Annotated in this window: 22 protein-coding genes and 1 tRNA gene; 5 read left to right on the plus strand and 18 right to left on the minus strand. The window is 56.6% G+C overall.

Going from position 1 to position 24,103, the window contains the following annotated elements; all coding sequences use genetic code 11:
• Positions 1-246: 246 nt before the first annotated feature.
• The 3 genes from NQ230_RS18740 to proB form a co-directional block, all read right to left on the minus strand.
• Positions 247-322: transfer RNA gene (locus NQ230_RS18740), tRNA-Thr, on the minus strand.
• Between the two features lie 111 nt (positions 323-433).
• Positions 434-1,687, minus strand: a complete 1,254-nt coding sequence (gene proA, locus NQ230_RS18745; protein ID WP_257258619.1) for a glutamate-5-semialdehyde dehydrogenase — start codon at positions 1,685-1,687, stop codon at positions 434-436.
• Positions 1,688-1,698: 11 nt separating this feature from the next.
• Complete coding sequence (gene proB / locus NQ230_RS18750) at positions 1,699-2,802, minus strand: glutamate 5-kinase (protein WP_008501877.1); 1,104 nt, start codon at positions 2,800-2,802, stop codon at positions 1,699-1,701.
• Between the two features lie 304 nt (positions 2,803-3,106).
• Between proB and phoE the strand changes: the two genes are divergently transcribed.
• Entirely contained in the window at positions 3,107-4,159 is a 1,053-nt protein-coding gene (gene phoE, locus NQ230_RS18755) for a phosphoporin PhoE (protein WP_032646978.1), read from the plus strand.
• A gap of 160 nt (positions 4,160-4,319) precedes the next feature.
• Here the strand turns inward: phoE and crl are convergent, their stop codons facing one another.
• The 3 genes from crl to gpt form a co-directional block, all read right to left on the minus strand.
• Entirely contained in the window at positions 4,320-4,721 is a 402-nt protein-coding gene (gene crl, locus NQ230_RS18760) for a sigma factor-binding protein Crl (protein WP_023334619.1), read from the minus strand.
• A gap of 57 nt (positions 4,722-4,778) precedes the next feature.
• Positions 4,779-6,023, minus strand: a complete 1,245-nt coding sequence (frsA, locus tag NQ230_RS18765; RefSeq protein ID WP_063145509.1) for an esterase FrsA — start codon at positions 6,021-6,023, stop codon at positions 4,779-4,781.
• A 104-nt stretch (positions 6,024-6,127) separates the two neighbouring features.
• A complete protein-coding gene (gene gpt / locus NQ230_RS18770; protein ID WP_010427903.1) occupies positions 6,128-6,586 on the minus strand; it encodes a xanthine phosphoribosyltransferase in 459 nt (152 codons plus the stop codon).
• A 260-nt stretch (positions 6,587-6,846) separates the two neighbouring features.
• Here gpt and pepD point away from each other — a divergent pair, with 260 nt between their 5' ends.
• Entirely contained in the window at positions 6,847-8,304 is a 1,458-nt protein-coding gene (gene pepD, locus NQ230_RS18775; protein WP_257258623.1) for a cytosol nonspecific dipeptidase, read from the plus strand.
• A gap of 55 nt (positions 8,305-8,359) precedes the next feature.
• Here pepD and dinB read toward each other — a convergent pair whose 3' ends face one another.
• From dinB to NQ230_RS18815, 8 genes are all read right to left on the minus strand, one after another.
• On the minus strand, positions 8,360-9,418 hold the full coding sequence (dinB, locus tag NQ230_RS18780) for a DNA polymerase IV (protein ID WP_159515570.1): 1,059 nt from the start codon (positions 9,416-9,418) through the stop codon (positions 8,360-8,362).
• A 107-nt stretch (positions 9,419-9,525) separates the two neighbouring features.
• Positions 9,526-9,729, minus strand: coding sequence for a (Na+)-NQR maturation NqrM (nqrM, locus tag NQ230_RS18785; RefSeq protein ID WP_023615899.1), 204 nt, complete (start codon positions 9,727-9,729; stop codon positions 9,526-9,528).
• Positions 9,729-10,952: an NADH:ubiquinone reductase (Na(+)-transporting) subunit F gene (nqrF, locus tag NQ230_RS18790; RefSeq protein ID WP_257258626.1), complete on the minus strand. Its 1,224-nt coding sequence runs from the start codon at positions 10,950-10,952 to the stop codon at positions 9,729-9,731. The genes nqrM and nqrF overlap by 1 nt, the downstream gene beginning before the upstream one ends.
• Positions 10,953-10,962: 10 nt before the next feature.
• Complete coding sequence (gene nqrE / locus NQ230_RS18795; protein ID WP_023334613.1) at positions 10,963-11,559, minus strand: NADH:ubiquinone reductase (Na(+)-transporting) subunit E; 597 nt, start codon at positions 11,557-11,559, stop codon at positions 10,963-10,965.
• A 6-nt stretch (positions 11,560-11,565) separates the two neighbouring features.
• A complete protein-coding gene (locus NQ230_RS18800; RefSeq protein WP_213329965.1) occupies positions 11,566-12,204 on the minus strand; it encodes an NADH:ubiquinone reductase (Na(+)-transporting) subunit D in 639 nt (212 codons plus the stop codon).
• Entirely contained in the window at positions 12,197-12,991 is a 795-nt protein-coding gene (locus NQ230_RS18805) for a Na(+)-translocating NADH-quinone reductase subunit C (RefSeq protein ID WP_257258629.1), read from the minus strand. Before NQ230_RS18805 ends, NQ230_RS18800 begins: the two co-directional genes overlap by 8 nt.
• Positions 12,984-14,219 (minus strand): NADH:ubiquinone reductase (Na(+)-transporting) subunit B, encoded by a 1,236-nt coding sequence (locus NQ230_RS18810; RefSeq protein ID WP_257258630.1) that lies wholly within the window; start codon positions 14,217-14,219, stop codon positions 12,984-12,986. Before NQ230_RS18810 ends, NQ230_RS18805 begins: the two co-directional genes overlap by 8 nt.
• Before the next feature lie 3 nt (positions 14,220-14,222).
• Positions 14,223-15,566 (minus strand): Na(+)-translocating NADH-quinone reductase subunit A, encoded by a 1,344-nt coding sequence (locus tag NQ230_RS18815; RefSeq protein WP_257258631.1) that lies wholly within the window; start codon positions 15,564-15,566, stop codon positions 14,223-14,225.
• Positions 15,567-15,864: 298 nt separating this feature from the next.
• Here NQ230_RS18815 and dpaA point away from each other — a divergent pair, with 298 nt between their 5' ends.
• Positions 15,865-16,605 (plus strand): peptidoglycan meso-diaminopimelic acid protein amidase, encoded by a 741-nt coding sequence (gene dpaA / locus NQ230_RS18820; RefSeq protein WP_111965861.1) that lies wholly within the window; start codon positions 15,865-15,867, stop codon positions 16,603-16,605.
• Here dpaA and NQ230_RS18825 read toward each other — a convergent pair.
• Both NQ230_RS18825 and lpcA read right to left on the minus strand, forming a co-directional pair.
• On the minus strand, positions 16,576-17,343 hold the full coding sequence (locus NQ230_RS18825; RefSeq protein ID WP_010427885.1) for a class II glutamine amidotransferase: 768 nt from the start codon (positions 17,341-17,343) through the stop codon (positions 16,576-16,578). The two genes, dpaA and NQ230_RS18825, sit on opposite strands and share 30 nt — an antisense overlap.
• A 46-nt stretch (positions 17,344-17,389) precedes the next feature.
• Entirely contained in the window at positions 17,390-17,968 is a 579-nt protein-coding gene (gene lpcA, locus NQ230_RS18830; RefSeq protein WP_010427884.1) for a D-sedoheptulose 7-phosphate isomerase, read from the minus strand.
• 239 nt (positions 17,969-18,207) lie between these two features.
• Here lpcA and fadE point away from each other — a divergent pair, with 239 nt between their 5' ends.
• Positions 18,208-20,652 carry an acyl-CoA dehydrogenase FadE gene (gene fadE, locus NQ230_RS18835; RefSeq protein ID WP_257258633.1) on the plus strand — a complete coding sequence of 815 codons (2,445 nt, stop codon included), beginning with the start codon at positions 18,208-18,210 and terminating at the stop codon, positions 20,650-20,652.
• Between the two features lie 108 nt (positions 20,653-20,760).
• Positions 20,761-21,531, plus strand: coding sequence for an amidohydrolase (locus tag NQ230_RS18840; RefSeq protein ID WP_121425642.1), 771 nt, complete (start codon positions 20,761-20,763; stop codon positions 21,529-21,531).
• Between the two features lie 85 nt (positions 21,532-21,616).
• On the opposite strand, the gene NQ230_RS18845 is transcribed toward NQ230_RS18840, so the two are convergent.
• Entirely contained in the window at positions 21,617-23,218 is a 1,602-nt protein-coding gene (locus tag NQ230_RS18845) for a gamma-glutamyltransferase family protein (RefSeq protein ID WP_257261353.1), read from the minus strand.
• Between the two features lie 9 nt (positions 23,219-23,227).
• The gene (locus NQ230_RS18850; RefSeq protein ID WP_257258636.1) at positions 23,228-24,103 is read right to left on the minus strand and encodes an ABC transporter permease; all 876 of its coding nucleotides are present in this window, start codon (positions 24,101-24,103) and stop codon (positions 23,228-23,230) included.

Below are 24,103 nucleotides of genomic sequence, written 5' to 3' on the forward strand. Positions count from 1 at the left end.
GAAGATTGATTAATTGGTAACCACAATAGACCATCAGGATCAGTGTTAAACACTATAGCATGTGACATATTATACGAGCCAATATGGTAATGGTTTACCGTGGCGGTCAACGATACGCTCATTTATCAATTGACCATCTGACAGAACACACGAGCAAATTGACACGATTATTGGTCGCAATTTCTCAAATACGGCACAAGAAGAGAAAGTCGTATACTTTAATGTGAAGTAATTATCTGAAAAAGATGGTGCCGATAATAGGAGTCGAACCTACGACCTTCGCATTACGAATGCGCTGCTCTACCAACTGAGCTATATCGGCCCTGAGAGGCCGGTTACGAGTGTAACCACGGGGCAAAAGGTTAGATCTATCCGGGTGATGCGTCAATGCCCTTTTGAATCAAACGGCTACTTTTGCATCACCCGTGATTATTTACGCACGAATCGTATCGTCACCGAAGCCGATCCACTTGTACGTGGTCAGCGCTTCCAGCCCCATCGGACCGCGCGCGTGCAGTTTCTGCGTGCTGACCGCCACCTCAGCGCCGAGGCCGAACTGGCCGCCGTCGGTGAAGCGCGTGGAGGCATTCACATAGACCGCAGAGGAATCCACCTCGTTCACAAAGCGATCGGCATTGCGCAGGGTGCGCGTCAGGATCGCGTCAGAATGCTGCGTGCCGTGTTCACGAATGTGCGCAATCGCGTCGTCGAGATCGGTAACGATTTTCACGTTCAGATCCAGTGACAGGAACTCATCGTCGTACTGCTCCGCTTTTACTGGAACAACGTTAGCCGGGCCATCCTTCAGCAGTGCGAGCGCACTGGCGTCAGCATGCAGCGTCACGCCGCTCTCTGACATCTGTTTGCTCAGGGCTGGCAGGAAGGTGTTCGCAATATCCTGATGCACCAGCAGCGTTTCTACGGTGTTACAGGTGCTTGGACGCTGGGTTTTCGCGTTAACGATAATCTTCAGCGCCGGTTCAATCTCAGCGCTGTCGTCGACCACGATATGGCACACGCCGATACCGCCGGTGATCACCGGAATCGTCGACTGCTCGCGGCACAGCTTGTGCAGGCCCGCGCCGCCGCGTGGGATCAGCATGTCGATGTATTTGTCCATGCGCAGCATTTCGTTGACCAGCGCGCGGTCTGGGCTCTCGATAGCCTGTACGGCACCCGCCGGTAAGCCACACTCTTCCAGCGCCTGCTGAATGACTTTCACCGTCGCGGCGTTGGTGCGCCATGTCTCTTTCCCGCCGCGCAGAATAGCGGCGTTACCGGTTTTCAGGCACAGGGAGGCGACATCCACCGTCACGTTTGGACGAGCTTCATAAATGACGCCGATAACGCCGAGCGGCACGCGGCGGCGCTCCAGGCGTAAACCGCTGTCGAGCAGCCCGCCGTCGATGACCTGCCCTACCGGGTCAGCCAGATTGCAGACCTGACGCACATCGTCGGCGATGCCTTTCAGGCGTGCCGGATTCAGCGCCAGACGGTCGAGCATCGCTTCGCTCAAACCGTTTCGACGCGCTTCCAGTAAATCCTGCTCGTTGGCGAGCAAAATCTCCTGGGACTGTGATTCCAGATAATCAGCGATTTTTTCCAGCACGCGGTTTTTCTCGCGGCTGGAAAGGAGCGCCAGTTTGTAAGAGGCGGCCTTCGCGGCTGCGCCCATTTGTTCCAGCATGTTCTGGCTCCTTAACGAATAATCATGTCATCGCGATGCACGGCAACCGGACCATATTCATAGCCCAGAATGGCGTCGATCTGCTGCGAGTGGTGACCCGCGATGCGACGCAGGGCATCGCTGTTATAACGGCTTACGCCGTGGGCGATGTCGCGGCCTTCGAGGTTACGGATACGGATCACTTCACCACGGGAGAAGTTGCCTGTCACGCTTTTAATTCCTTTAGGAAGTAATGAACTTCCTCGTTCCAGAATCGCGGCGGTTGCCCCTTCATCGACGACGAGTTCGCCAGCAGGAGGCGCGCCAAATATCCAGCGCTTGCGGTTTTCCAGCGGAGATTCCTGGGCGTGGAAGCGGGTACCGACGGAGATGCCTTCCATCACGTCACCAATCACGCCTGGGCGGCTGCCCGCCGCAATGATGGTGTCGATACCGGCGCGGCATGCGACGTCAGCGGCCTGCAGCTTGGTCCCCATACCGCCCGTTCCGAGACCTGAAACGCTGTCACCGGCGATGGCGCGCAGCGCATCGTCGATACCGTGAACGTCGGTAATCAGCTCGGCTTCCGGATTGGAGCGCGGATCGGCGGTGAACAGCCCCTGCTGATCGGTCAGAAGGAGTAATTTATCGGCACCGGCCAGAATCGCGGCCAGCGCCGAGAGGTTATCGTTATCACCCACTTTGATTTCAGCGGTAGCAACGGCATCGTTCTCATTAATAACCGGAACAATATTGTTGTCCAGCAGCGCGCGCAGGGTATCTCGGGCGTTCAGGAAGCGCTCTCTGTCTTCCATATCCGCACGCGTCAGCAGCATCTGCCCGACGTGGATGCCATAGATGGAGAACAGTTGTTCCCAGAGTTGAATGAGTCGGCTTTGCCCCACGGCGGCCAGCAGCTGTTTGGAAGCGATCGTCGCGGGGAGTTCGGGGTAACCCAGGTGTTCACGCCCGGCGGCAATCGCCCCGGATGTCACAATCACAATGCGATGCCCTGCGGCATGTAGCTGAGCGCACTGACGTACAAGCTCAACAATGTGGGCGCGATTTAGGCGGCGCGATCCGCCTGTTAAAACACTGGTACCGAGTTTTACCACCAGCGTCTGGCTGTCACTCATGATTCTCTGCCGTTCAACGATAAGGGAAAGTAATGTCGAACGAACGTTTTAACAGGAGTCAGCCCCGTTGCCAACTGCCTTAGCACATCGCGAAACACTTTGTTGCGCGGGATCAGGAAGCCTAGCGGGAAAGTTTGACACTTTTATTACCGAAATAATAAATCACAGTTTTTTAAAATTATTCTTAGTTTGTCATAAAAGTTTCACTCCAGAACGATAAAACCCTTCCTGTTTTTTCACGGGACTTAAGCATGAGCTTATCGTCCAGCGAATTTTTTAGCGCGTTTATAAGACAGGATCGAAAATGAAAAAGAGCACTCTGGCATTAATGGTTATGGGCGTAGTGGCTTCTGCATCCGTTCACGCAGCTGAAGTTTATAATAAAGATGGTAATAAACTGGACGTGTACGGCAAAGTGAAAGCCATGCACTACATCAGTGATGATGCTACCAAAGATGGCGATCAGACTTACGTTCGTTTCGGTTTTAAAGGCGAAACTCAGATTAACGATCAGCTGACGGGCTATGGCCGTTGGGAATCTGAATTTGCAGGTAACAAAGCTGAGAGCGACTCCTCTCAGAAGACGCGTCTGGCGTTCGCTGGTCTGAAGCTGAAAAACTTTGGTTCACTGGATTACGGTCGTAACCTGGGTGCCCTGTATGACGTCGAAGCATGGACCGATATGTTCCCTGAATTCGGCGGCGACTCTTCCGCGCAGACCGATAACTTCATGACCAAGCGTGCTACTGGCCTTGCGACCTACCGCAACACCGACTTCTTCGGCGCGGTTGACGGTCTGGACATGACGCTGCAGTACCAAGGGAAAAACGAAAACCGTGACGCCAAGAAACAGAACGGTGACGGTTTTGGTACCTCTCTGACCTATGACTTCGGCGGCAGTGATTTCGCCGTCAGCGGCGCTTACACCAACTCTGACCGCACCAATGCTCAGAACCTGCTGGCGCGTGGCCAGGGTCAGAAAGCAGAAGCCTGGGCAACCGGTCTGAAATATGATGCAAACGATATTTATCTGGCCGCAATGTATTCTGAAACCCGCAATATGACGCCAATTTCCGGCGGGTTTGCAAATAAAGCGCAGAACTTTGAAGTTGTCGCACAATATCAGTTCGACTTTGGTCTGCGCCCGTCCCTGGGTTATGTCCAGTCTAAAGGCAAAGATATCGAAGGTATTGGTGACGAAGATCTGGTGAAATATATTGACGTTGGCGCGACCTATTACTTCAACAAAAATATGTCCACCTTTGTTGATTATAAAATCAACCAGATTGACGACAAAAATAAACTGGGCGTAAGCAGCGATGACATCGTTGCCGTGGGTATGACCTACCAGTTCTGATGATGCGGAATAAAAAAACCGGCTTGATGCCGGTTTTTTTTGTCGGGGATTAATGCGGTCTGGTGCCCTCACCCCGGCCCTCTCCCGCAGGGAGAGGGAGAAAACCATCAGTTTTTGTAGGCCGGGTAAGGCGAAGCCGCCACCCGGCGCTGTGACACAATCAGGCAGTCAGCTTCACCGCTTCGCTGGAAAAGTCATCCGCGGGTTCGAACTTGAGATCCAGAGTAGCCAGCAGCGCGCGAGCCTTATCGTGGAACTCTTTTAGCGTATATTCCAGGCGGTCAATCACTTCCTGATCTTTAATAGAGGTGGCCTGCCAGTTGCCGTCTTTATTAAACAGGCCAAACTGGTAGCTATACGTAAAACGTTTTTCCTCTGCTTCCATTTCCATCCACCAGCCCCAGAATTCACGTTTTTCGGGTGCAGGCTTCACGTTGACGCATACAGCCAGGCAGTCGAAAAAAAAGCGATTCTCTTCACACTGCTCTTCTCGAATATACGGGCCGAGAGCCATAAACTTCTTAATCAGTCTACTTTTCGGGTGTCCACTCGGTAACGTCATTGCGATCTCCTTTTGTGAAGCCACTGTTTTACCAAACCAGCGAAATTTAGCAATCTATTAACACAATCTCTGAGCGATCCAGCGCGTAATCTCTTTCAGCGCTTTGTCGAAATTCTGATAGACCGGGCTGAACGGCACTTCAAGCAATTTGCCATCCGCAGATGACGACGTGATTAAGCGCGACTCTTCTTCCGGACTGAACGGATCGTTTTTCCAGAATCCTGACAGCATCGGCGTTGGGCAGCGACGTCCCAGCAACCCTTGCGTTTTTAACGAGTAGCGATTGAGTTCAATACGCAGCGCTTCGTCTGATGCATCATGCATGCCAAGACGGCTGGCCAGCACATCAAGGTACATTTCAGGTACGCTCCCCTGACGTGCAGGATCGCTGAGCAGGGCGTGAACGACCGGACCAAGGCAGGCGACGGCTTTCAGACGAGACGATTCAAGGTAGGCCAGACGCACCGCGACGTTCGCGCCAAAACGGAAGCCGAATGCCGCCACGCGGGTGTGGTCAACCCACGGAATGTTCTCCAGCGCTTTTAGTGCATGCTGGTGCAGCAGGCTCGAATCCTGCGTCAGTTTCCATTTGGATGAGAAACCGATTGAGGGCATATCAAGCGTCAGCATCGCGATCCCTTTTGGTGCGAAATAGCGCTCAAAGAGGCTGTAATAATCGATTTGCAGGGAATCCAGCCCACCGCACATCAGTACGGTCGGGAACGGGCCGTCGCCTTCCGGCATATGCAGGAACCCGGTGACGGGTGCGCCACCTGGAATGCTGAACTCAAGCTCGCGCATTTGGCCCGGCAAACGCTGCGCCGCCTCTTCATAAGCACGGTTCGCCAGCGCCTGGGCCTGCTCCGCCAGCTCATCACCTTTCAGATGTGGATACGCGGCAATGGCGTAGAGATTGGCCGCATGCAGCCAGTGCTTGCCGCTGCGCGTGGCGTCCTCTTCCTGACTGGCTTTTTGCTGCCAGAGCATCGCCTGTTTCGACCACTCATAGATCCAGTTGCCGCCACGGTAGCCCACCACCGTATCGTAAAGCTCGCTGTCGGTCCGTTCAGATTCGCTCATCACGATACGTGCCTGCACATCAAGAATTTCACGGGGGTCAATACCGCGCCAGATCCACATCAGGCGGTTAATCATGCGATACCAGTGAGGCACGTTTTTGCCGTCTAACGCAGACTGGACGGCAGGCTGGGTCCCCGGATTAAAGCGACGCACCAGCGTCGACGTTTCAGGGTGTTTGAAACGGGGTTTGAAGAGAGTCTCGGTGAGATTCGCCTGCGTCATTGCGTTGCCTCCATGAATACGTCATATGAAGACTATTGTAACGCGTGGCAGGCCAAAAAGAACAACGCCCGACATAGCCGGGCGTGTAAAGTTACGTACTGGTATTAACGGCCTGAAATAGGCGGTACGAAGACCACGCCCATATCCCATGGCTGTTCAATCCAGGTATCCTGCGGGATATCAATCACGTAATCGTCAACCAGCGGGCGGCCAGCAGGTTTCGCGAAGATAGTGACGAAATGTGCTTTCGGATACATTTCGCGGATAGCGACCGCAGTACCGCCGGTATCTACCAGGTCATCAATAACGATGAAGCCTTCACCGTCGCCTTCCGCACGTTTCAGCACGGTCAGCTCACGCTGGTTGTCATGGTCATAGCTGGAGATGCAAACGGTATCGACATGACGAATACCCAGCTCACGTGCCAGCAGCGCCCCCGGTACCAGACCGCCACGGCTGACGGCAATAATGCCTTTCCACTGTTCGGAAGGCATCAGACGCGCAGCCAGTTTGCGTGCGTGAATCTGCAACATGTCCCAGGTGACGACGTATTTTTCGCTCATGTGAAGTGTCCCAGCCTGTTTTTATACGGCTTAAAAAGTGTTCGAGGGGGAAATAGGTTGCGCGAGATTATAGAGATCTGACGCACTAAAAACCAGTGTTTAGCGCCCTCTGCCTGAGTTTTTACATGCTTTATGCTACCAGCCAGCAGAGAAAGTGGTATTCTCAGTTTCATCTCGCAAGCCTGACTTGTGGTAACTATTAACCTGCTAACCCTGTGACCTGCAACCCTGTTTGCAGCGCCTCGACAAGGAGACTTATCGTGTCTGAACTGTCTCAATTATCTCCGCAGCCGCTGTGGGATATTTTTGCGAAAATCTGCTCCATTCCACACCCTTCCTACCATGAAGAACAGCTTGCCGAACATATTATGGGCTGGGCGAAGGAAAAAGGTCTGCATGCTGAACGTGACCAGGCTGGCAACATTCTGATCCGCAAATCGGCTACCGCAGGCATGGAAAACCGCAAACCGGTTGTGCTGCAGGCGCACCTGGACATGGTGCCACAGAAGAACAACGACACCGTTCACGACTTCACCAAAGACCCGATTCAACCGTACATCGACGGCGACTGGGTGAAAGCACGCGGCACCACGCTGGGCGCGGATAACGGCATCGGTATGGCCTCTGCGCTGGCCGTGCTGGCCGACGACAGCGTTGAGCACGGTCCGCTGGAAGTGCTGCTGACCATGACCGAAGAAGCGGGCATGGACGGCGCGTTCGGTCTGCAGGCGAACTGGCTGCAGGCGGACATCCTGATCAACACCGACTCTGAAGAAGAAGGCGAGATCTACATGGGCTGCGCGGGCGGGATTGATTTCATCTCTACCCTGCCGCTGTCGCGCGAAGCGATCCCTGCAGGCTTCCAGACCTTCAAGCTGACGCTGAAAGGGCTGAAAGGCGGCCACTCCGGCGGCGATATTCACCTGGGTCTGGGTAACGCCAACAAGCTGCTGGCGCGCTTCCTGGCAGGCCATGCGGCCGAGCTGGATCTGCGTCTGGTAGACTTCAACGGCGGTACCCTGCGCAACGCGATCCCGCGCGAAGCGTTCACTACCGTGGCAGTACCGGCGGCAAAAGCGGACGAGCTGAAAAAACTCTCCAGCGTATACCTGGATATTCTGAAAAACGAACTGTCGGCGAAAGAGAAAAACCTGACCGTGGTGCTGGAATCCGTATCCACGGATAAAGCCGCGCTGACCGCGCAGTCTCGTGACACCTTCGTTCAGCTGCTGAACGCGACGCCAAACGGCGTGATCCGCAACTCTGACGTGGCGAAAGGCGTGGTGGAAACCTCACTGAACGTGGGCGTGGTGACCATGAGCGACGACAGCGCGGAAATCATCTGCCTGATCCGTTCCCTGATCGACAGCGGTAAAGAGTACGTGGTGAGCATGCTGGAATCTCTGGGCACGCTGGCGGGCGCGAAAACGTCTGCAAAAGGCAGCTACCCGGGCTGGCAGCCGGATGCAAGTTCTCCGGTGATGGCGCTGGTGCGTGAAACCTATCAGCGTCTGTTCAACAGCACCCCGAACATCCAGGTGATCCACGCCGGTCTGGAATGTGGTCTGTTCAAGAAACCGTATCCGGATATGGATATGGTGTCCATCGGGCCAACCATTACCGGTCCGCACTCGCCGGATGAGCAGGTTCATATCGAAAGCGTCGGTCACTACTGGACGCTGCTGACTGAACTGCTGAAAGCGATCCCCGTTAAGTAATTAGCCGTTTGATGCCCGGTGGCGCTTCGCTTACCGGGCCTACGATTAAAGCACTCTACAGCCCTAATACCAGCTGTCGCTCTAACTGCGGATCCAGCAGCGTGACGTGCAATCCCACCAGCCTCACCCCTCGCCCGCCCCGGCGCTCTTCCCATGCCTTTTTCGCCGTCGCGATAAGATCGTCTTTATTCAGACGCGGCCAGACGTGTTCCTGAGTGGTCTGCTGGAAGTCGTTGAATTTTAATTTGATACCCTGACGGGCAATCAGCAGGTCAGGCTTCACCTTGCTTAAGCGTCGTTCCAGCTCAGGGTAAAGCTGTTCCGTGATAATGGTTTCGCATTCGGACCAGTCATGAATATCTTCAATGAGAGTGCGCTCAACGCCGACGGATTTACGTAGCCGTTCGCTGTTCACATCGCGATCGTCAATCCCCTGGCTGCGCTCCCACAGCACGCGGCCAAACTTCCCGAAGCGCTTAAGCAGCATGGCGAGATCGCTTCGCTGCACGTCTTCGCAGGTCCGTAACCCCATGCTTTCCAGCTTTGCGGCAGAAACTTTTCCTACTCCGGGGATTTTGCCGAGCGGCAGTGTTTTCAAAAACGCAGGCACCTCTTCCGGCGTGATGACGTACTGGCCGTTGGGCTTATTTAAATCGGAGGCAATTTTGGCGAGGAATTTAACGGGCGCGACGCCCGCAGACGCCGTCAGATTCAGCTCGTTGAAAATCGTCTGGCGGATCTCCTGAGCCATCAGCGTGGCGGAGCCGTGGCAGTGCACGCTGTCGGTGACATCCAGATAGGCTTCGTCCAGCGACAGCGGCTCTATCAGAGAGGTATAGCGGGAGAAGATTTCCCGAATATGAAGGGAAGCCTCTTTATAGGCTTCAAACCGGCCGGGCAGAAGCGTGAGATGAGGGCAAAGCTTTAAGGCCATCGCCGTCGGCATCGCGCTGCGCACGCCAAATTTGCGCGCAGGATAGTTGGCGGTGCTGATGACACCACGCTGAACGCGGCTGCCGCCAATGGCGATGGGAATATCCCGCAGCGCCGGGTTGTCACGCATCTCCACTGCGGCAAAAAAGCAGTCCATATCGACATGGATTATTTTGCGCATAGTAAGCCCTCACTCATCACTGGATAAGTATACAGTAAATAAATAAGGGTTGAGAAGTGTGCGTGGGAATTGTCGGGTGGCGGCTTCGCCTTACCCGACCTACACGACTAAATAATGCGCTGCTGCTCGCGGGCCATTCTTTTTTTCCGCGCATCGCACGGCTCCGGGCAGTCGCAGACCTTTTCCATCCCAATGGAGGAAATACCGCCGCAGCTGCCCTGAATGCTTTTCCGCTTAACGATCCAGCCTAACGACATGCCGAAGATGACAAGCACAAAAACCACAAAGGTTGCCAGAAACGTCAGCATCATCAGCCTCCAAAGTCATCGAGCATGATGTTCTCATCTTCAACACCGAGATCTTTTAGCATCTTAATCACGGCGGCGTTCATCATCGGCGGACCACACATATAGAACTCGCAGTCCTCGGGGGCCGGGTGCTGCTTGAGGTAGTTTTCATACAGCACGTTGTGGATGAACCCCGTATAGCCCGTCCAGTTATCTTCCGGCTGCGGATCGGAAAGCGCAACGTGGAAGCTAAAATTCGGGTTTTCACGCGCCAGCTGTTCAAACTCATCATCATAGAACATCTCGCGCAGCGAGCGCGCCCCGTACCAGAAGCTGATCTTACGCTGGCTCCCCAGCCGCTTGAGCTGGTCAAAGATGTGCGAGCGCATCGGGGCCATACCGGCACCGCCGCCGATAAAGACCATTTCCGCGTCGGTATCTTTCGCGAAGAACTCCCCGAACGGGCCGGAGATGGTCACCTTATCTCCCGGCTTCAGAGACCAGATGTATGACGACATCACGCCCGGCGGCGCGTCCGGCACATTCGGTGGCGGCGTGGCGATACGCACGTTGAGCATGATAATGCCCTTCTCTTCCGGGTAGTTGGCCATCGAGTAGGCGCGCAGCGTCGGCTCTTTTACCTCAGAGACAAAGCGGAAGAGATTGAATTTGTCCCAGTCGGCGCGGTATTCATCCGGCACGTCGAAGTCCGCATAGGCCACGGTATGCTCAGGACACTCAATCTGAATGTATCCCCCGGCGCGGAACGGAACATCTTCCCCTTCCGGCACTCGCAGCTTCAGCTCTTTAATAAAGGTGGCTTTGTTATCATTAGAGATAACCTCGCATTCCCATTTTTTAACGCCGAAGATCTCTTCCGGCAGCTCAATCTTCATGTTCTGGCGCACGGCAACCTGACAGGCCAGACGGCAGCCCTCTTTTGCCTCACGTTTCGTGATGTGCGCCAGCTCGGTGGGAAGGATATCGCCACCGCCCTCTTTTATCGTCACGCGGCACTGCCCGCAGGAGCCGCCGCCGCCGCAGGCCGAGGATACAAAAATGCCGTTACCGGATAGCGTGTTGAGCAGCTTGTCCCCCGCTGGCGTGCGGATCTGGTTCTGCGGGTCGTCGTTAATATCAATCACCACGTCGCCGGAATTCACCAGCTTCGCGCGTGCGGCCAGAATCAGCCCCGACAGCACCAGTACAATCAGCGTGAACATCACCACGCCAAGAATTATTTCCATCTGTTAGCCCTTATAGCTGCACACCGGAGAAGGACATAAAGCCCAGCGCCATCAGCCCGGTGGTGATAAAGGTGATCCCTAAGCCACGCAGACCCGCAGGCACGTTGGCATATTTCATTTTCTCGCGGATCCCCGCCATGGTGACAATCGCCAGCATCCAGCCGATACCGGAACCAAAACCGTACACCACGGATTCACTGAAGTTGTAATCACGCTGAACCATAAACGAGACGCCGCCAAAGATGGCGCAGTTCACCGCGATCAGCGGCAGGAAGATCCCCAGCGCGTTGTACAGCGACGGGAAATACTTATCGAGGATCATCTCGAGTATTTGCACCAGCGCCGCGATCACCCCGATAAAGGTAATGAAGTTCAGGAAGCTGAGATCAACCCCTTCCACCAGCGCGCCGTCCCGCAGCACAAAGTTGTACACCAGATTGTTAATCGGTACAGACAAGCCGAGCACCACGGTAACCGCCACGCCCAGGCCAAATGCCGTGGAGACCTTTTTAGACACGGCAAGGAACGTACACATGCCGAGGAAAAACGCGAGCGCCATGTTTTCAACAAACACCGCGCGCACAAACAAACTCAGGTAATGAGCCATCGTCGGTTACTCCTTTTCCTGCTGTTCTGGTCTCAACGTACGAATCAGCCAGATCAACAAACCGATAATGAAAAATGCGCTAGGGGCCAGCAGGAACAGGCCGTTTGGCAGATACCAGCCGCCGTTCTGCACCGTGTCCAGCACCGTAATGCCAAACAGCTTGCCGCTGCCAATCAGCTCTCGCAGGAACCCCACGGTCAGCAGGATCGCGCCGTAGCCCAGGCCGTTGCCGATACCGTCCATAAAGCTCGCCAGCGGCGGCATTTTCATGGCGTACGCTTCCGCACGCCCCATCACGATACAGTTGGTGATAATCAGCCCAACAAACACCGAGAGCTGTTTGGAGGTTTCATAGGCGAAGGCGCGCAGCAGCTGATCGACCACGATCACCAGCGAGGCGATGATCGCCATCTGCACGATGATCCTCACGCTGTTGGGAATGTGGTGGCGGATCATCGAGATAAACATGCTGGAGAACGCCGTGACCAGCGTTACCGCCAGCGTCATTACCACCGCCGTTTCCAGCTTGGTCGTCACCGCCAGGGCCGAACAGACGCCCAGCACCTGCAGCGTGATCGGGTTATTGGCGAGCAGTGGGCCAATGAGCACCTTTTTGACTTCTTTCAGTTCACCGGCATCAGCCATTGTTCAGCGCTCCTTCACGTACGTTTTTCAGGAAGGGACCAAAGCCCAGCTCGCCCATCCAGAAATCAAAACTGTGCTGCACGCCTTTTGAGGTGAGCGTGGCGCCGGAGAGCCCGTCTACGGCATAGTCGTCACCGGGACGTGCCGCCCCTTTCATCACCTTCAGCGCAGGCAGACCGTTATCGTCGAGCACTTTCTTGCCGACAAACTGTGCCCGCCAGTTAGGGTTCTCAACTTCGCCACCCAACCCCGGCGTTTCGCCCTGGTCGTAATACGTAATGCCTTTGACCGTGCGGCCATCCGTATCCAGTGCCACAAAGGCGTACATCATTGACCACAGTCCGTTACCGTAAACAGGCAGTACCATTTCCTGAATGCGTTTTTGGGGATCGCGAACCAGATAGATTTCGGCCAGGTTGCTGCGACGCTTAATCCCGGCGGGATCTTGCGATGCCTCCAGCGTCAAGCTCATCTGCGGATCTTTCAGCGCCAGCGCCTGGTTGAATGTTGCCGGGTCTTTATCCAGCAGTTCACCCGTTTTTAAATCCACCAGGCGCGCCGAAATACGTTCAGCAAAGACGGCCGAAACGTCGTCTGCGCTCATTCCTTCCTGCATCAGCCCGGCCACGGCCAGGATGTTGCGCTGTTTATCCAGCGCGCGTTGCTCCTGCTGCCGGGGTTTTAACCCCACGGCAGAACCAGCGACGACGATGGAACAGACCAGACAGAGCACCAGCACCACCAGCAGCGTTTTGCTGATGCTGTCGTTATTTTTAACCTCAGCCACGCGCCTTCCTCCGTTTGATATTGGCCCGCACCACCAGGTAATCGAAGAGCGGCGCAAACAGGTTGGCAAACAGAATGGCCAACATCATCCCTTCCGGATACGCCGGGTTGACCACGCGAATCAGGACGCACATCGCGCCAATGAGCACGCCATAGCTCCATTTACCTTTGTCAGTAAACGAGGCCGAGACGGGGTCCGTCGCCATGAACATCATGCCGAACGCGAAGCCACCCAGCACCAGATGCCAGTACCACGGCATCGAGAACATCGGGTTGGTGGTCGAACCGATAACGTTGAACAAGGTGGCGGTCAGCACCATGCCGATCATCACGCCCGCAACAATCCGCCAGGAGGCCACACGACCAAAAAGAATGATCGCACCGCCAAGCAAAATCATCAGCGTAGAGACTTCCCCAATGGAGCCCGGAATGTTGCCAATAAAGGCATCAAACCAGGTCACAGGCAGACCCGTCGCGTTGTTAACCAGCGTTTCGCCGCCGTGTGCCGCCCACTGTGAAAGCGGCGTCGCGCCGGAGAAACCGTCGGCTGCCGTCCACACCAGGTCCCCGGAGATCTGCGCCGGGTAAGCAAAGAACAGGAAGGCACGTCCCGCCAGCGCCGGGTTAAGGAAGTTCCGCCCGGTGCCGCCGAAGATCTCTTTGGCAATCACCACGCCGAAACTGATGCCAAGCGCCGCCTGCCAGAGCGGCAGCGTCGGGGGAACAATCAGGGCAAACAGAATAGAGGTCACGAAGAAGCCTTCGTTGATCTCATGTTTACGGATGATGGCAAACAGCACTTCCCAGAAGCCGCCCACGATAAAGACCGTGATGTAAATCGGCAGGAAGAAAACCGCGCCCAGCGTCATCATGCTCAGCCAGCCCGCGTCTGCGGCAAAGCTTACCCCTAGCGACTGCGCCAGACGGTAGTGCCAGTCAGACTGGATCACCTGCGCCAGCTGCTGGGCATCGTACATGTGGTGCAGCGCCGGAATGGTCTGCAAGCCAACGTTGTACATGCCCCAGAACATCGCCGGGAAGACCGCAAACCACACCAGGATCATCATGCGTTTCAGGTCGATGGCGTCGCGCACGTGCGCCGCCCCTTTCGTCACCAGCCCCGGCGTGTAGAAAATGGTCGCCGTTGCTTCATACAGCGGGTAGTATTTTTTGAGCTTCCCTTCGGTAAAGTGCGGCTCAATTTTTTCAAAGAGGTGTTTTAAGCCCATCGGTTATCCTTCCTGCTCAATGCGGGTTAACACCTCGCGCAATACCGGTCCATATTCGTATTTTCCCGCACAGACATAGGTACAGAGCGCCAGATCTTCTTCGTCAAGCTCAAGACAGCCCAGCGCCTGCGCGCCGTCGGTATCGCCAGCAAGGAGATCACGCAACAGCACGGTGGGTAGAATATCCAGCGGCATGACGCGCTCGTAGTTGCCAATCGGGACCATGGCGCGCTCGCCACCGTGCGTGCTGGTCGAGAAGCTAAACAGCTTATTACGCAGGAAATGGCCCAGCGTAGTCCGGGTGACGGAGTATTTTTCCGCACCGGGCAGAACCCAGCCGAACAGCTCTTTCTCACGTCCCTCCTGCACAATGCTCACCTGCAAATGGAAACGCCCAAGGTACGCGTGCGCATTAACAGCATGGCGCCCGCTGAGGACCGAACCGGAAATCAGGCGGTTTTCCCCCTCTTTCGTTTCCCCCATCAGCAGTTCCGTGATGTCTGCGCCCAGCAGCGTTTTTACCAGGCGCGGGTTTGCGGCCTGCGGTCCGCCGATGGCGACGATCCGTTCAGCGCTGAGTTCACCCGTAGTAAAAAGCTTACCGATGGCGATGACGTCCTGATAATTAAGATGCCAGACCCGCTTCGTCAGGCTTACTGGCTCAAGGAAATGGATGTGCGTCCCGACCAGACCTGCCGGATGTGGACCAGCAAACTCATTAAACGTGACCTGCCCCTGCGGATGCCCGCCGAGCTTGCCGCCGCCGGCCTGGCAAACGTGGACTTTCCCGGACGTGAGGCGGGTTAAAACGGTCAGCCCGGCATCGAAGGCTTTTCGCTGTGCCAGGATAACCGGCTGCGGGTCCACGCTAAGCGGGTTGGTGTCGATTGCCGTGACGAAAACCGCGGCCGGTTCCGTGCCCGGAACAGGAGATTTGCTGAAGGGACGTGTACGAAGCGCGGTCCATAAACCGGACGACAGCAGTTGAGCCTGAACGGCGTCGCGGTTCAGCGACGCGAGCTCTGCGGCGTCGTAATGGGCAAATTCACGCTGTTCATCGCCTTCGATGCGGATAACCACGGATTGTAGAACGCGCCGTTCGCCGCGGTTGATCGCCACAACGGTGCCGCTCGCGGGTGCCGTGAACATCACGCCGGGATTTTTTTTGTCCTCGAAGAGCGCCTGTCCTTTGATAACGCGATCGCCCTCCTGTACCAGCATTGAAGGACGCATTCCCAGGTAGTCGTCGCCCAAAATGGCGACATGACGGACGATTGCGCCTGTCGAAACGTGCTGCGCTGGCACGCCTGCAATCGGCAGATTAAGTCCTTTTTTGATTTTAAACATGTGGTTAGCAGGTTTCCATGAACAACAATCCAGTGGGCGCAAAGTGTAACATTTTCACCTCCTCGCGGGCAGAGAATCCGCCGTCGCGCGCGCCAAATTGCGAGCTAATGCGCAAAGTTCCTGGAGCCATCGCAATTTTGATGGTTTATAAAGTAAAACTAATTTGTAAACTCACCGCCCGGCTCTTGCGAAAATCTATAGCGGTGCTAATGTGAGCGCTCCTAACAGAATAATCTGATTTCGGGTCTCTTTTGCCGTCCTGGCAAGTTGGTCATGGTTTTATCAAGGAACTAGTAGTATGCGTAAAATCGCATTGTTCATTGCGATGCTTCTGATTCCGTGCATGTCGTTTGCCGGACTGCTCAGCAGTAATAGCTCAACGACGCCGGTCAGCAAGGAATATAAACAGCAGTTAATGGGATCGCCGGTTTATATTCAAATCTTCAAGGAAGAACGCACTCTCGATCTGTTTGTGAAAATGGGCGAGACATATCAGCTGCTTGATAGTTACAAAATTTGTAACTACTCCGGCGGGCTGGGGCCAAAACAACGCCAGGGCGATTTCAAAAGTCCGGAAGGGTTCTACAACGTTCAGCGCAGCCAGCTCAAGCCTGACAGCCGCTTCTATAAAGCCATTAACATCGGCTTCCCGAATGCCTATGACCGTGCACACGGTTATGAAGGTAAATATCTGATGATCCACGGTGCCTGCGTGTCTATCGGCTGTTATGCGATGACCGACTCCGGCATTGATGAGATTTTCCAGTTCGTGACGGGCGCACTGGTCTTTGGGCAGCCTAACGTACAGGTCAGCATCTATCCGTTCCGCATGACGGACGCCAACATGGCGCGTCACAAGTACTCATACTACGCGGATTTCTGGAAACAGCTGAAGCCAGGTTACGACTACTTTGAGCAGACCCACAAGCCACCGGTGGTCTCTATCGTCGATGGCCGTTACGTGGTCAGCAAACCGCTGAGCCACGAAGTCGTCCACCCGCAGCTGGCGTCAAATTACACGGTCCCCGAGACAAAATAGCACCCACTCGCCTGGCATAATCTTTTGCCAGGTTTCGTTGCCCGTCAGCGGCTGCGTTGCGATAACAGTGACCACATCGTTCGGTGTGGTCTCCTTCTGAAAGTCTATTTCCACATCCTGATCCAGCAGCGTCGCAACGCCAAACGGTGCGCGGCGGGTGATCCAGAACAGATTCGTCGAGCAGAACGCCATCACGTAGCGCCCGTCAGAGAGCAGCATGTTGAACACGCCTTTTTCACGCAGTTCTGACGCCAGCGTCGCGATGTATTTGAATACGGCGGCCATGTTGCCGGGCGTGCGGGGATAGCGCTCCGTCAGCTTGTGCAGCAGCCAGCAGAAGGCTTTTTCACTGTCCGTTTCGCCGACCGGGCGGAAATTGCCCGTCTCCAGCGACTTATAGCCCGTGAGTTGCCCGTTGTGCGCGTATGTCCAGTTACGGCCCCACAGCTCGCGGGTAAACGGATGGGTATTTTCCAGCGCCACTTCGCCGCGGTTTGCCTGCCGGATGTGGGCGATCACCGAGCGGGACTTGATGGGGTAGTCCTGCACCAGTTTGGCAATCGGTGAGTTAAAGCTGGGCTGTGGATCTTTGAACGTGCGACACCCTTTGCCTTCGTAGAAGGTGATGCCCCAGCCGTCTTTATGCGGCCCGGTTCCTCCACCGCGCTGAACCAGCCCGGTGAAACTAAAGCAGATATCGGTTGGCACATTGGCGCTCATCCCGAGCAGTTCGCACATACGTCACCTCCACAACAGCGGGGGCAAGAGTGCCCCCAGCGAAGTCTTACTTAACCATCTCTTTTTCGATCAGCTGGATCAGGATGTGGATCACTTTGATGTGAATTTCCTGAATACGGTCAGCATAACCGAAGTGCGGAACGCGAATTTCGACATCCGCTGTACCGTCCATCTTACCGCCATCTTTACCGGTCAGGGTGATGACTTTCATCCCTTTTTCACGCGCGGCGGCGATCGCTTTGATCACGTTGCCGGAGTTGCCGGAGGTAGAAATCCCCAGCAGCACGTCGCCTTCGCGGCCTACCGCTTCAACGTAGCGGGAGAAGATGTGGTCGTAACCGAAGTCGTTGCCTACGCAGGAGATGTGGCTCACGTCGGAAATCGCAATCGCCGGGTAGCCCGGGCGGTTTTCGCGATAGCGTCCGGTCAGCTCTTCTGCGAAGTGCATAGCGTCACAGTGGGAACCGCCGTTACCGCAGGAGAGCACTTTGCCACCGGCTTTGAAGCTGTCGGCCAGCAGGACCGCTGCGCGCTGAATAGCGTGAATATTGGCATCATCTTTCAGAAAGTTCGCCAGCGTTTCCGCCGCTTCGTTCAGTTCGTTACGAATAAGATCCTGGTACATGAGGATAATCCTTCAGTATTGATGAAATAACACAGTGGAGTGTACCGGATAGCGGGAAAAGCGAGAAGCTAAAGCCATGCGAATCGTCCGGCGTTTTGATTTTTTGTGCCGGCTAAAACACGAACAATGTGAACCAGGTTGTAATTATTTTGTAAACACATTGCTAAAGGAATTCACATCAACTACAACCATAGCATCACAAGTGGTCAGACCTCCTACAAGCAAGGGAGCATTTCTTTATGATGATTTTGAGCATTCTCGCAACCGTTGTACTGCTCGGTGTGCTGTTCTATCACCGCGTAAGTTTATTCCTGAGCAGCCTGATTCTTCTGGCCTGGACGGCTGCGCTTGGCGTCGCAGGTCTCTGGAATATCTGGCTTTTAGTCCCTCTTGCCATCATTCTTCTGCCGTTTAACCTGGCGCCGATGCGTAAATCAATGATCTCTGCGCCGGTGTTCAAAGGCTTCCGCAAAGTGATGCCGCCCATGTCGCGTACCGAGAAAGAAGCGATTGACGCGGGTACCACCTGGTGGGAAGGCGATCTGTTCCAGGGCAACCCGGACTGGAAAAAGCTGCATAACTATCCGCAGCCGCGCCTGACCGCTGAAGAGCAGGCCTTTATTGACGGCCCGGTGGAAGAAGCGTGCCGCATGGCAAACGACTTTGCCATCACCCATGAAATGGCCGACCTGCCGCCAGAGCTGTGGGCGTATCTGAAAGAACATCGCTTCTTCGCGATGATCATCAAGAAAGAGTACGGCGGTCTGGAATTCTCCGCTTACGCTCAGGCTCGCGTCCTGCAAAAGCTGGCAGGCGTTTCCGGGATCCTGGCCATTACCGTTGGCGTGCCTAACTCCTTAGGCCCGGGCGAACTGCTGCAGCATTACGGTACCGAAGAGCAGAAAGATCACTACCTGCCGCGTCTGGCACGCGGTCAGGAAATCCCTTGCTTCGCGCTGACCAGCCCGGAAGCAGGCTCCGATGCGGGCGCGATCCCGGATACCGGCGTGGTCTGCATGGGTGAATGGCAGGGCGAGCAGGTACTGGGCATGCGCCTGACCTGGAACAAGCGTTATATCACCCTGGCGCCTATCGCCACCGTGCTGGGTCTGGCCTTTAAACTCTCTGACCCGGAAAAACTGCTGGGCGGCGATGAAGATCTGGGCATTACCTGTGCGCTGATCCCAACCTCTACCCCAGGCGTTGAAATTGGTCGCCGTCACTTCCCGCTGAACGTGCCGTTCCAGAACGGTCCGACCCGCGGTCAGGATATCTTTGTGCCGATTGATTACATCATCGGCGGTCCGAAAATGGCCGGCCAGGGCTGGCGTATGCTGGTGGAATGTCTGTCGGTCGGCCGCGGTATTACCCTGCCGTCGAACTCAACCGGCGGTCTGAAGTCGGTCGCGATGGGGATTGGTGCTTACGCTCACATCCGCCGTCAGTTCAAAATCTCCATCGGCAAGATGGAAGGTATCGAAGAGCCGCTGGCGCGTATCGCGGGCAACGCATACGTGATGGATGCCGCTGCTTCTCTGATTACCTACGGCATTATGCTGGGCGAAAAACCGGCCGTGCTGTCCGCGATTGTGAAGTACCACTGTACCCACCGCGCGCAGCAGTCGATCATTGACGCGATGGATATCGCAGGCGGTAAAGGCATTATGCTCGGCGAAGGCAACTTCCTGGCGCGCGGCTATCAGGGCGCACCGATTGCCATCACCGTGGAAGGGGCAAACATCCTGACCCGCAGCATGATGATCTTCGGTCAGGGCGCAATTCGCTGCCATCCGTACGTGCTGGAAGAGATGGCCGCTGCGCAGAACAACGACGTGGATGCCTTCGATAAGCTGCTGTTCAAGCATATCGGTCACGTGGGCAGCAACAAGGTGCGCAGCTTCTGGCTGGGCCTGACGCGCGGTCTTACCAGCGCGACGCCGACCGGCGATGCGACCAAACGTTATTACCAGCATCTGAACCGTCTGAGCGCCAACCTGGCTCTGCTGTCTGACGTCTCCATGGCGGTGCTGGGCGGCAGCCTGAAGCGTCGCGAGCGTATCTCTGCTCGTCTGGGCGATGTGCTGAGCCAGATCTTCCTGGCCTCTGCGGTCCTGAAGCGCTACGACGACGAAGGCCGTCAGGAAGCGGATCTGCCGCTGGTGCACTGGGGCGTTCAGGATGCGATGTATCAGGCTGAACAGGCGATTGACGACCTGCTGGCGAACTTCCCGAACCGCTTCGTGGCGGGCGCTCTGCGCGCGGTGATCTTCCCGACCGGTCGTCACCACCTGGCGCCGTCCGACAAGCTGGACCACAAGGTGGCGAAGATCCTGCAGGTACCGAGCGCAACCCGCTCCCGTATCGGTCGTGGTCAGTATCTGACGCCGACGCCGCATAACCCGGTGGGTCTGCTGGAAGAGGCGCTGCTGGACGTGATGGCTGCCGATCCGATTCACCAGAAGATCTGTAAACAGCTGGGCAAAAACCTGCCGTTTACCCGTCTGGACGAACTGGCACAACAGGCGCTGGCCGGTGGCATTATCAATAAAGATGAAGCCGCTCTGCTGGTGAAAGCCGAAGAGAGCCGTCTGCGCAGTATTAACGTGGATGATTTCGAACCGGACGAGCTGGCGACGCAGCCGGTAAAGCTGCCGGAGAAGCACCGCAAGCCTGAAGCGGCGTAACGCGTTTCGCTCTGACAAACCCCGCCCTGAGCGGGGTTTTTTATTGCCACATTTTCTCGTAATGACGTGCTACAGTGTCAAAAAGCGGTCGTTTGAGGAGTCTGAATTGTGCCTGGTCTGAAGATTTCTATTTTGCAGCAACCTTTAGTGTGGATGGATGGCCCCGCCAACCTGCGCCACTTCGATCGTCAACTGGAAGAGATTACCGGGCGTGATGTGATTGTCCTGCCGGAGATGTTCACGACCGGCTTCGCCATGGAAGCGGCACAACAGTCAATGCCGCAGGATGAGGTGGTCGCCTGGATGCATGCCAAAGCGCAGCAGACCAACGCGCTGATCGCGGGTAGCGCCGCCCTGCAAACGGAGCGCGGGCCGGTGAACCGCTTCCTGCTGGTGGAGCCCGACGGGAAAGTGCACTTTTACGATAAGCGCCACCTGTTCCGCATGGCGGATGAGCATCATCACTATGAAGCGGGTCACGAGCGCGTGGTGTTCGAGTGGCGCGGCTGGCGTATTCTGCCGCTGGTTTGCTACGACCTGCGCTTCCCGGTGTGGTCGCGCAACCGCAACGATTACGACCTGGCGCTGTATGTCGCCAACTGGCCTGCGCCGCGCTCCCTGCACTGGCAGTCGCTGCTGGTGGCGCGCGCGATTGAGAACCAGGCGTACGTGGTGGGCTGTAACCGCGTGGGAACGGACGGCAACGGACATCACTACCGCGGCGACAGCCGGGTGGTGAATCCGCAGGGCGAGATAATTGCCACCGCCGAGCCGCATCAGGCGACGCGCATTGATGCTGAGCTGTCGTTGACGGCGCTGAAGGAGTATCGGGAGAAGTTTCCGGCGTGGCAGGATGCGGATCCGTTTAGCATTGGGTGAATAAAAGCCGGGTGGCGGCTACGCCTTACCCGGCCTACAAAGAGCACAGAGTAGGCCCGGTAAGCGCAGCGCCACCGGGCGTTATTTAGCTCACCAACGCCTGCCCGTCTTTGCGGCTTTCCGTCGCGGCCACGTAGTGCCCTTCCGGCAGGCGGTAAATCACCTGCGCCCCGCCGAAGTTGTAATCCTGAAGCGGATCTTCCACCACGATCTGATGCCCGCGTTCGCGCAGCGCGGCAATCGTATTACGATCGAACGTCGATTCAACGATCACTTCCCTGCCCTGCACCACGCGCCAGCGCGGGGCGTCGATTGCCGCCTGCGGGTTTTGTCCGTGCAGCATAATGCGCAGCGCCATCTGCATGTGCCCCTGCGCCTGCATCGGGCCGCCCATCACGCCAAAGGACATCAGCGGCTGGCCGTTACCGTCCATCGCAAAGCCCGGAATGATGGTGTGGAACGGACGCTTGCTGCCCGCCAGCGCGTTCGGGTGATTGGGATCCAGCACAAACCCGCAACCCCGGTTTTGCAGGCTGATCCCCGTATCCGGCACCACGATGCCTGAACCGAAGCCCATATAGTTGGACTGAATAAACGAGACCATCATCCCGCTGGCGTCGGCGGTGCTGATGTAGACCGTGCCGCTCTGCGTCGGGGAACCGTAAACGAAGTCTGAGGCCTTATCGTGATCGATAAGCGCCGCACGCGACTCCAGATAGTGGTCGCTCAGCAGCTCTTTCGCCGCGAACGCCATGTGTTCTTCATCCGCCACGTAGCGGTCGAGATCCGCCAGCGCCAGCTTCATCGCCTCGATGGACAGGTGCAGGGACTGCACGGAATCCGGGTGATGCTTCTCAATACCGCACTGCTCCAGAATGCCGAGCGCAATCAGGGTGGCGATCCCCTGGCCGTTTGGCGGCAGCTCCTGCACCGAGCCGCCCGCGAAGTCGCGCGACAGCAGCTCTACCCAGTCCACGCGGTGGTTTGCCAGATCTTCAGCCGTCAGGTGCGCACCGTGTTCTTTGGCAAAAGCAGCAATTTTCTGCGCCAGCTCGCCGCGGTAAAAAGCGTCGCCGTTAGTTTTAGCAATCAGCTCCAGCGAGTTCGCCTGCGCCGGGTTACGGAAAATTTCCCCCACGCGCGGGGCGCGGCCTTCCGGCGCGAAGCAGGCGCTAAAGCCCGGCTGATCTTTCAGCTTGCTATAGCCGCGCTGCCACAGATGGCCGATCAGCGGGGAGACCGGGAAACCGTTGCGCGCGTAGTCTATGGCAGGCTGCGCCAGCGTGGTCAGCGGCAGCGTGCCGAAGCGTTCCGCCAGGGCGACCCAGCCGGAGACCGCGCCCGGCACGGTCACCGCGTCCCAGCCGATTTCCGGCACAGCCGTTTTACCGGCAAACAGATCCGCATGCCAGCTGGCAGGCGAACGGCCGGACGCGTTGAGGCCGTGCAGCTTTTCACCGTCCCAGACGATGGCAAAGGCGTCGCTGCCAATCCCGTTGCCGGTCGGCTCAACCACCGTTAGCGCCATCGCGGTGGCAATGGCCGCATCCACGGCATTCCCGCCAAGCTGCAGCATTTTCATGCCTGCCTGCGCCGCCAGTGGCTGCGACGTGGCAACGGCGTTATGGCCCAGCATCGGCGGGCGTCTAGAATCGTAACCGGACGTAAAATCAAGCGCTTTGGTCATCATGACTCCTTAGTCGTGGCGAGGATCGAGCGCGTCGCGCAGCCCGTCGCCGAGTAAATTAAAGCCCTGCACGGCGAGGAAAATCGCCACGCCGGGGAAAACGGACATCCACGACGCCTGCTCAAGAAACCCTTTCGCGGTGTTGAGCATGGAGCCCCAGGACGGATTGGGCGGCTGCTGTCCCAGCCCTAAAAACGACAGGCTGGCTTCGGCGATAATCGCCGAGGCAATCGCCAGCGTGGCCTGCACCAGGATCGGCGACATCACGTTCGGCAGGACGTATTTAATGATGATCCAGCGGTCCGGCAGGCCAATCGCCCGCGCGCCGTCGATGTACTCTTCGTTGCGAATGGCGATCACCTGGCCGCGCGTCAGGCGGGCGAAAATCGGCATTGCCGAAAGACCGATGGCGATCATTGCGTTGGTCAGGCTTGGGCCCAAAAATGCCCCCAGCGCGATCGCCATGATCAGGAACGGACAGGCCAGCAGCGCCTCAATAAAGCGCGAGATCACCCCGTCCCACATCTTCTGGAAGTAGCCCGCCACCAGCCCCAGCGGCACGCCGATAACCACCGCGATAACGACCGACATACAGCCCGCCATCAGCGAGGTACGGGCCCCCCAGATAATGCGGGATAAAATGTCGCGCCCCAGCTCGTCGGTGCCGAACCAGTACATCGCCGACGGCGCTTTGCGCACCGCCAGGAAGTTGGCTTTCACCGGGTCGAACGGGGCGATCCACGGCGCCAGCAGCGCCACCAGCACAAAGAAGCCCACCACCACCGCGCCAATCACCGCGCTTTTATTGCCGAGGAATTTCTTCAGCACCCGGTTCTGCGCGCGCGGCAGCGCGGGCGTAACGGTTTGCGTCGTCAGTTCCGCCAT

The organism is Enterobacter asburiae (assembly GCF_024599655.1).
Classification (GTDB): domain Bacteria; phylum Pseudomonadota; class Gammaproteobacteria; order Enterobacterales; family Enterobacteriaceae; genus Enterobacter; species Enterobacter asburiae_D.

Excerpts from the sequence above, each read along its gene's own strand:
- proA (WP_257258619.1), bottom strand. The coding sequence starts at position 1,687 with ATGCTGGAACAAATGGGCGCAGCCGCGAAGGCCGCCTCTTACAAACTG.
- proB (WP_008501877.1), bottom strand. The coding sequence starts at position 2,802 with ATGAGTGACAGCCAGACGCTGGTGGTAAAACTCGGTACCAGTGTTTTA.
- phoE (WP_032646978.1), top strand. The coding sequence starts at position 3,107 with ATGAAAAAGAGCACTCTGGCATTAATGGTTATGGGCGTAGTGGCTTCT.
- crl (WP_023334619.1), bottom strand. The coding sequence starts at position 4,721 with ATGACGTTACCGAGTGGACACCCGAAAAGTAGACTGATTAAGAAGTTT.
- frsA (WP_063145509.1), bottom strand. The coding sequence starts at position 6,023 with ATGACGCAGGCGAATCTCACCGAGACTCTCTTCAAACCCCGTTTCAAA.
- gpt (WP_010427903.1), bottom strand. The coding sequence starts at position 6,586 with ATGAGCGAAAAATACGTCGTCACCTGGGACATGTTGCAGATTCACGCA.
- dinB (WP_159515570.1), bottom strand. The coding sequence starts at position 9,418 with ATGCGCAAAATAATCCATGTCGATATGGACTGCTTTTTTGCCGCAGTG.
- nqrM (WP_023615899.1), bottom strand. The coding sequence starts at position 9,729 with ATGATGCTGACGTTTCTGGCAACCTTTGTGGTTTTTGTGCTTGTCATC.
- nqrF (WP_257258626.1), bottom strand. The coding sequence starts at position 10,952 with ATGGAAATAATTCTTGGCGTGGTGATGTTCACGCTGATTGTACTGGTG.
- nqrE (WP_023334613.1), bottom strand. The coding sequence starts at position 11,559 with ATGGCTCATTACCTGAGTTTGTTTGTGCGCGCGGTGTTTGTTGAAAAC.
- NQ230_RS18800 (WP_213329965.1), bottom strand. The coding sequence starts at position 12,204 with ATGGCTGATGCCGGTGAACTGAAAGAAGTCAAAAAGGTGCTCATTGGC.
- NQ230_RS18810 (WP_257258630.1), bottom strand. The coding sequence starts at position 14,219 with ATGGGCTTAAAACACCTCTTTGAAAAAATTGAGCCGCACTTTACCGAA.
- NQ230_RS18815 (WP_257258631.1), bottom strand. The coding sequence starts at position 15,566 with ATGTTTAAAATCAAAAAAGGACTTAATCTGCCGATTGCAGGCGTGCCA.
- dpaA (WP_111965861.1), top strand. The coding sequence starts at position 15,865 with ATGCGTAAAATCGCATTGTTCATTGCGATGCTTCTGATTCCGTGCATG.
- NQ230_RS18825 (WP_010427885.1), bottom strand. The coding sequence starts at position 17,343 with ATGTGCGAACTGCTCGGGATGAGCGCCAATGTGCCAACCGATATCTGC.
- lpcA (WP_010427884.1), bottom strand. The coding sequence starts at position 17,968 with ATGTACCAGGATCTTATTCGTAACGAACTGAACGAAGCGGCGGAAACG.
- fadE (WP_257258633.1), top strand. The coding sequence starts at position 18,208 with ATGATGATTTTGAGCATTCTCGCAACCGTTGTACTGCTCGGTGTGCTG.
- NQ230_RS18845 (WP_257261353.1), bottom strand. The coding sequence starts at position 23,218 with ATGACCAAAGCGCTTGATTTTACGTCCGGTTACGATTCTAGACGCCCG.
- NQ230_RS18850 (WP_257258636.1), bottom strand. The coding sequence starts at position 24,103 with ATGGCGGAACTGACGACGCAAACCGTTACGCCCGCGCTGCCGCGCGCG.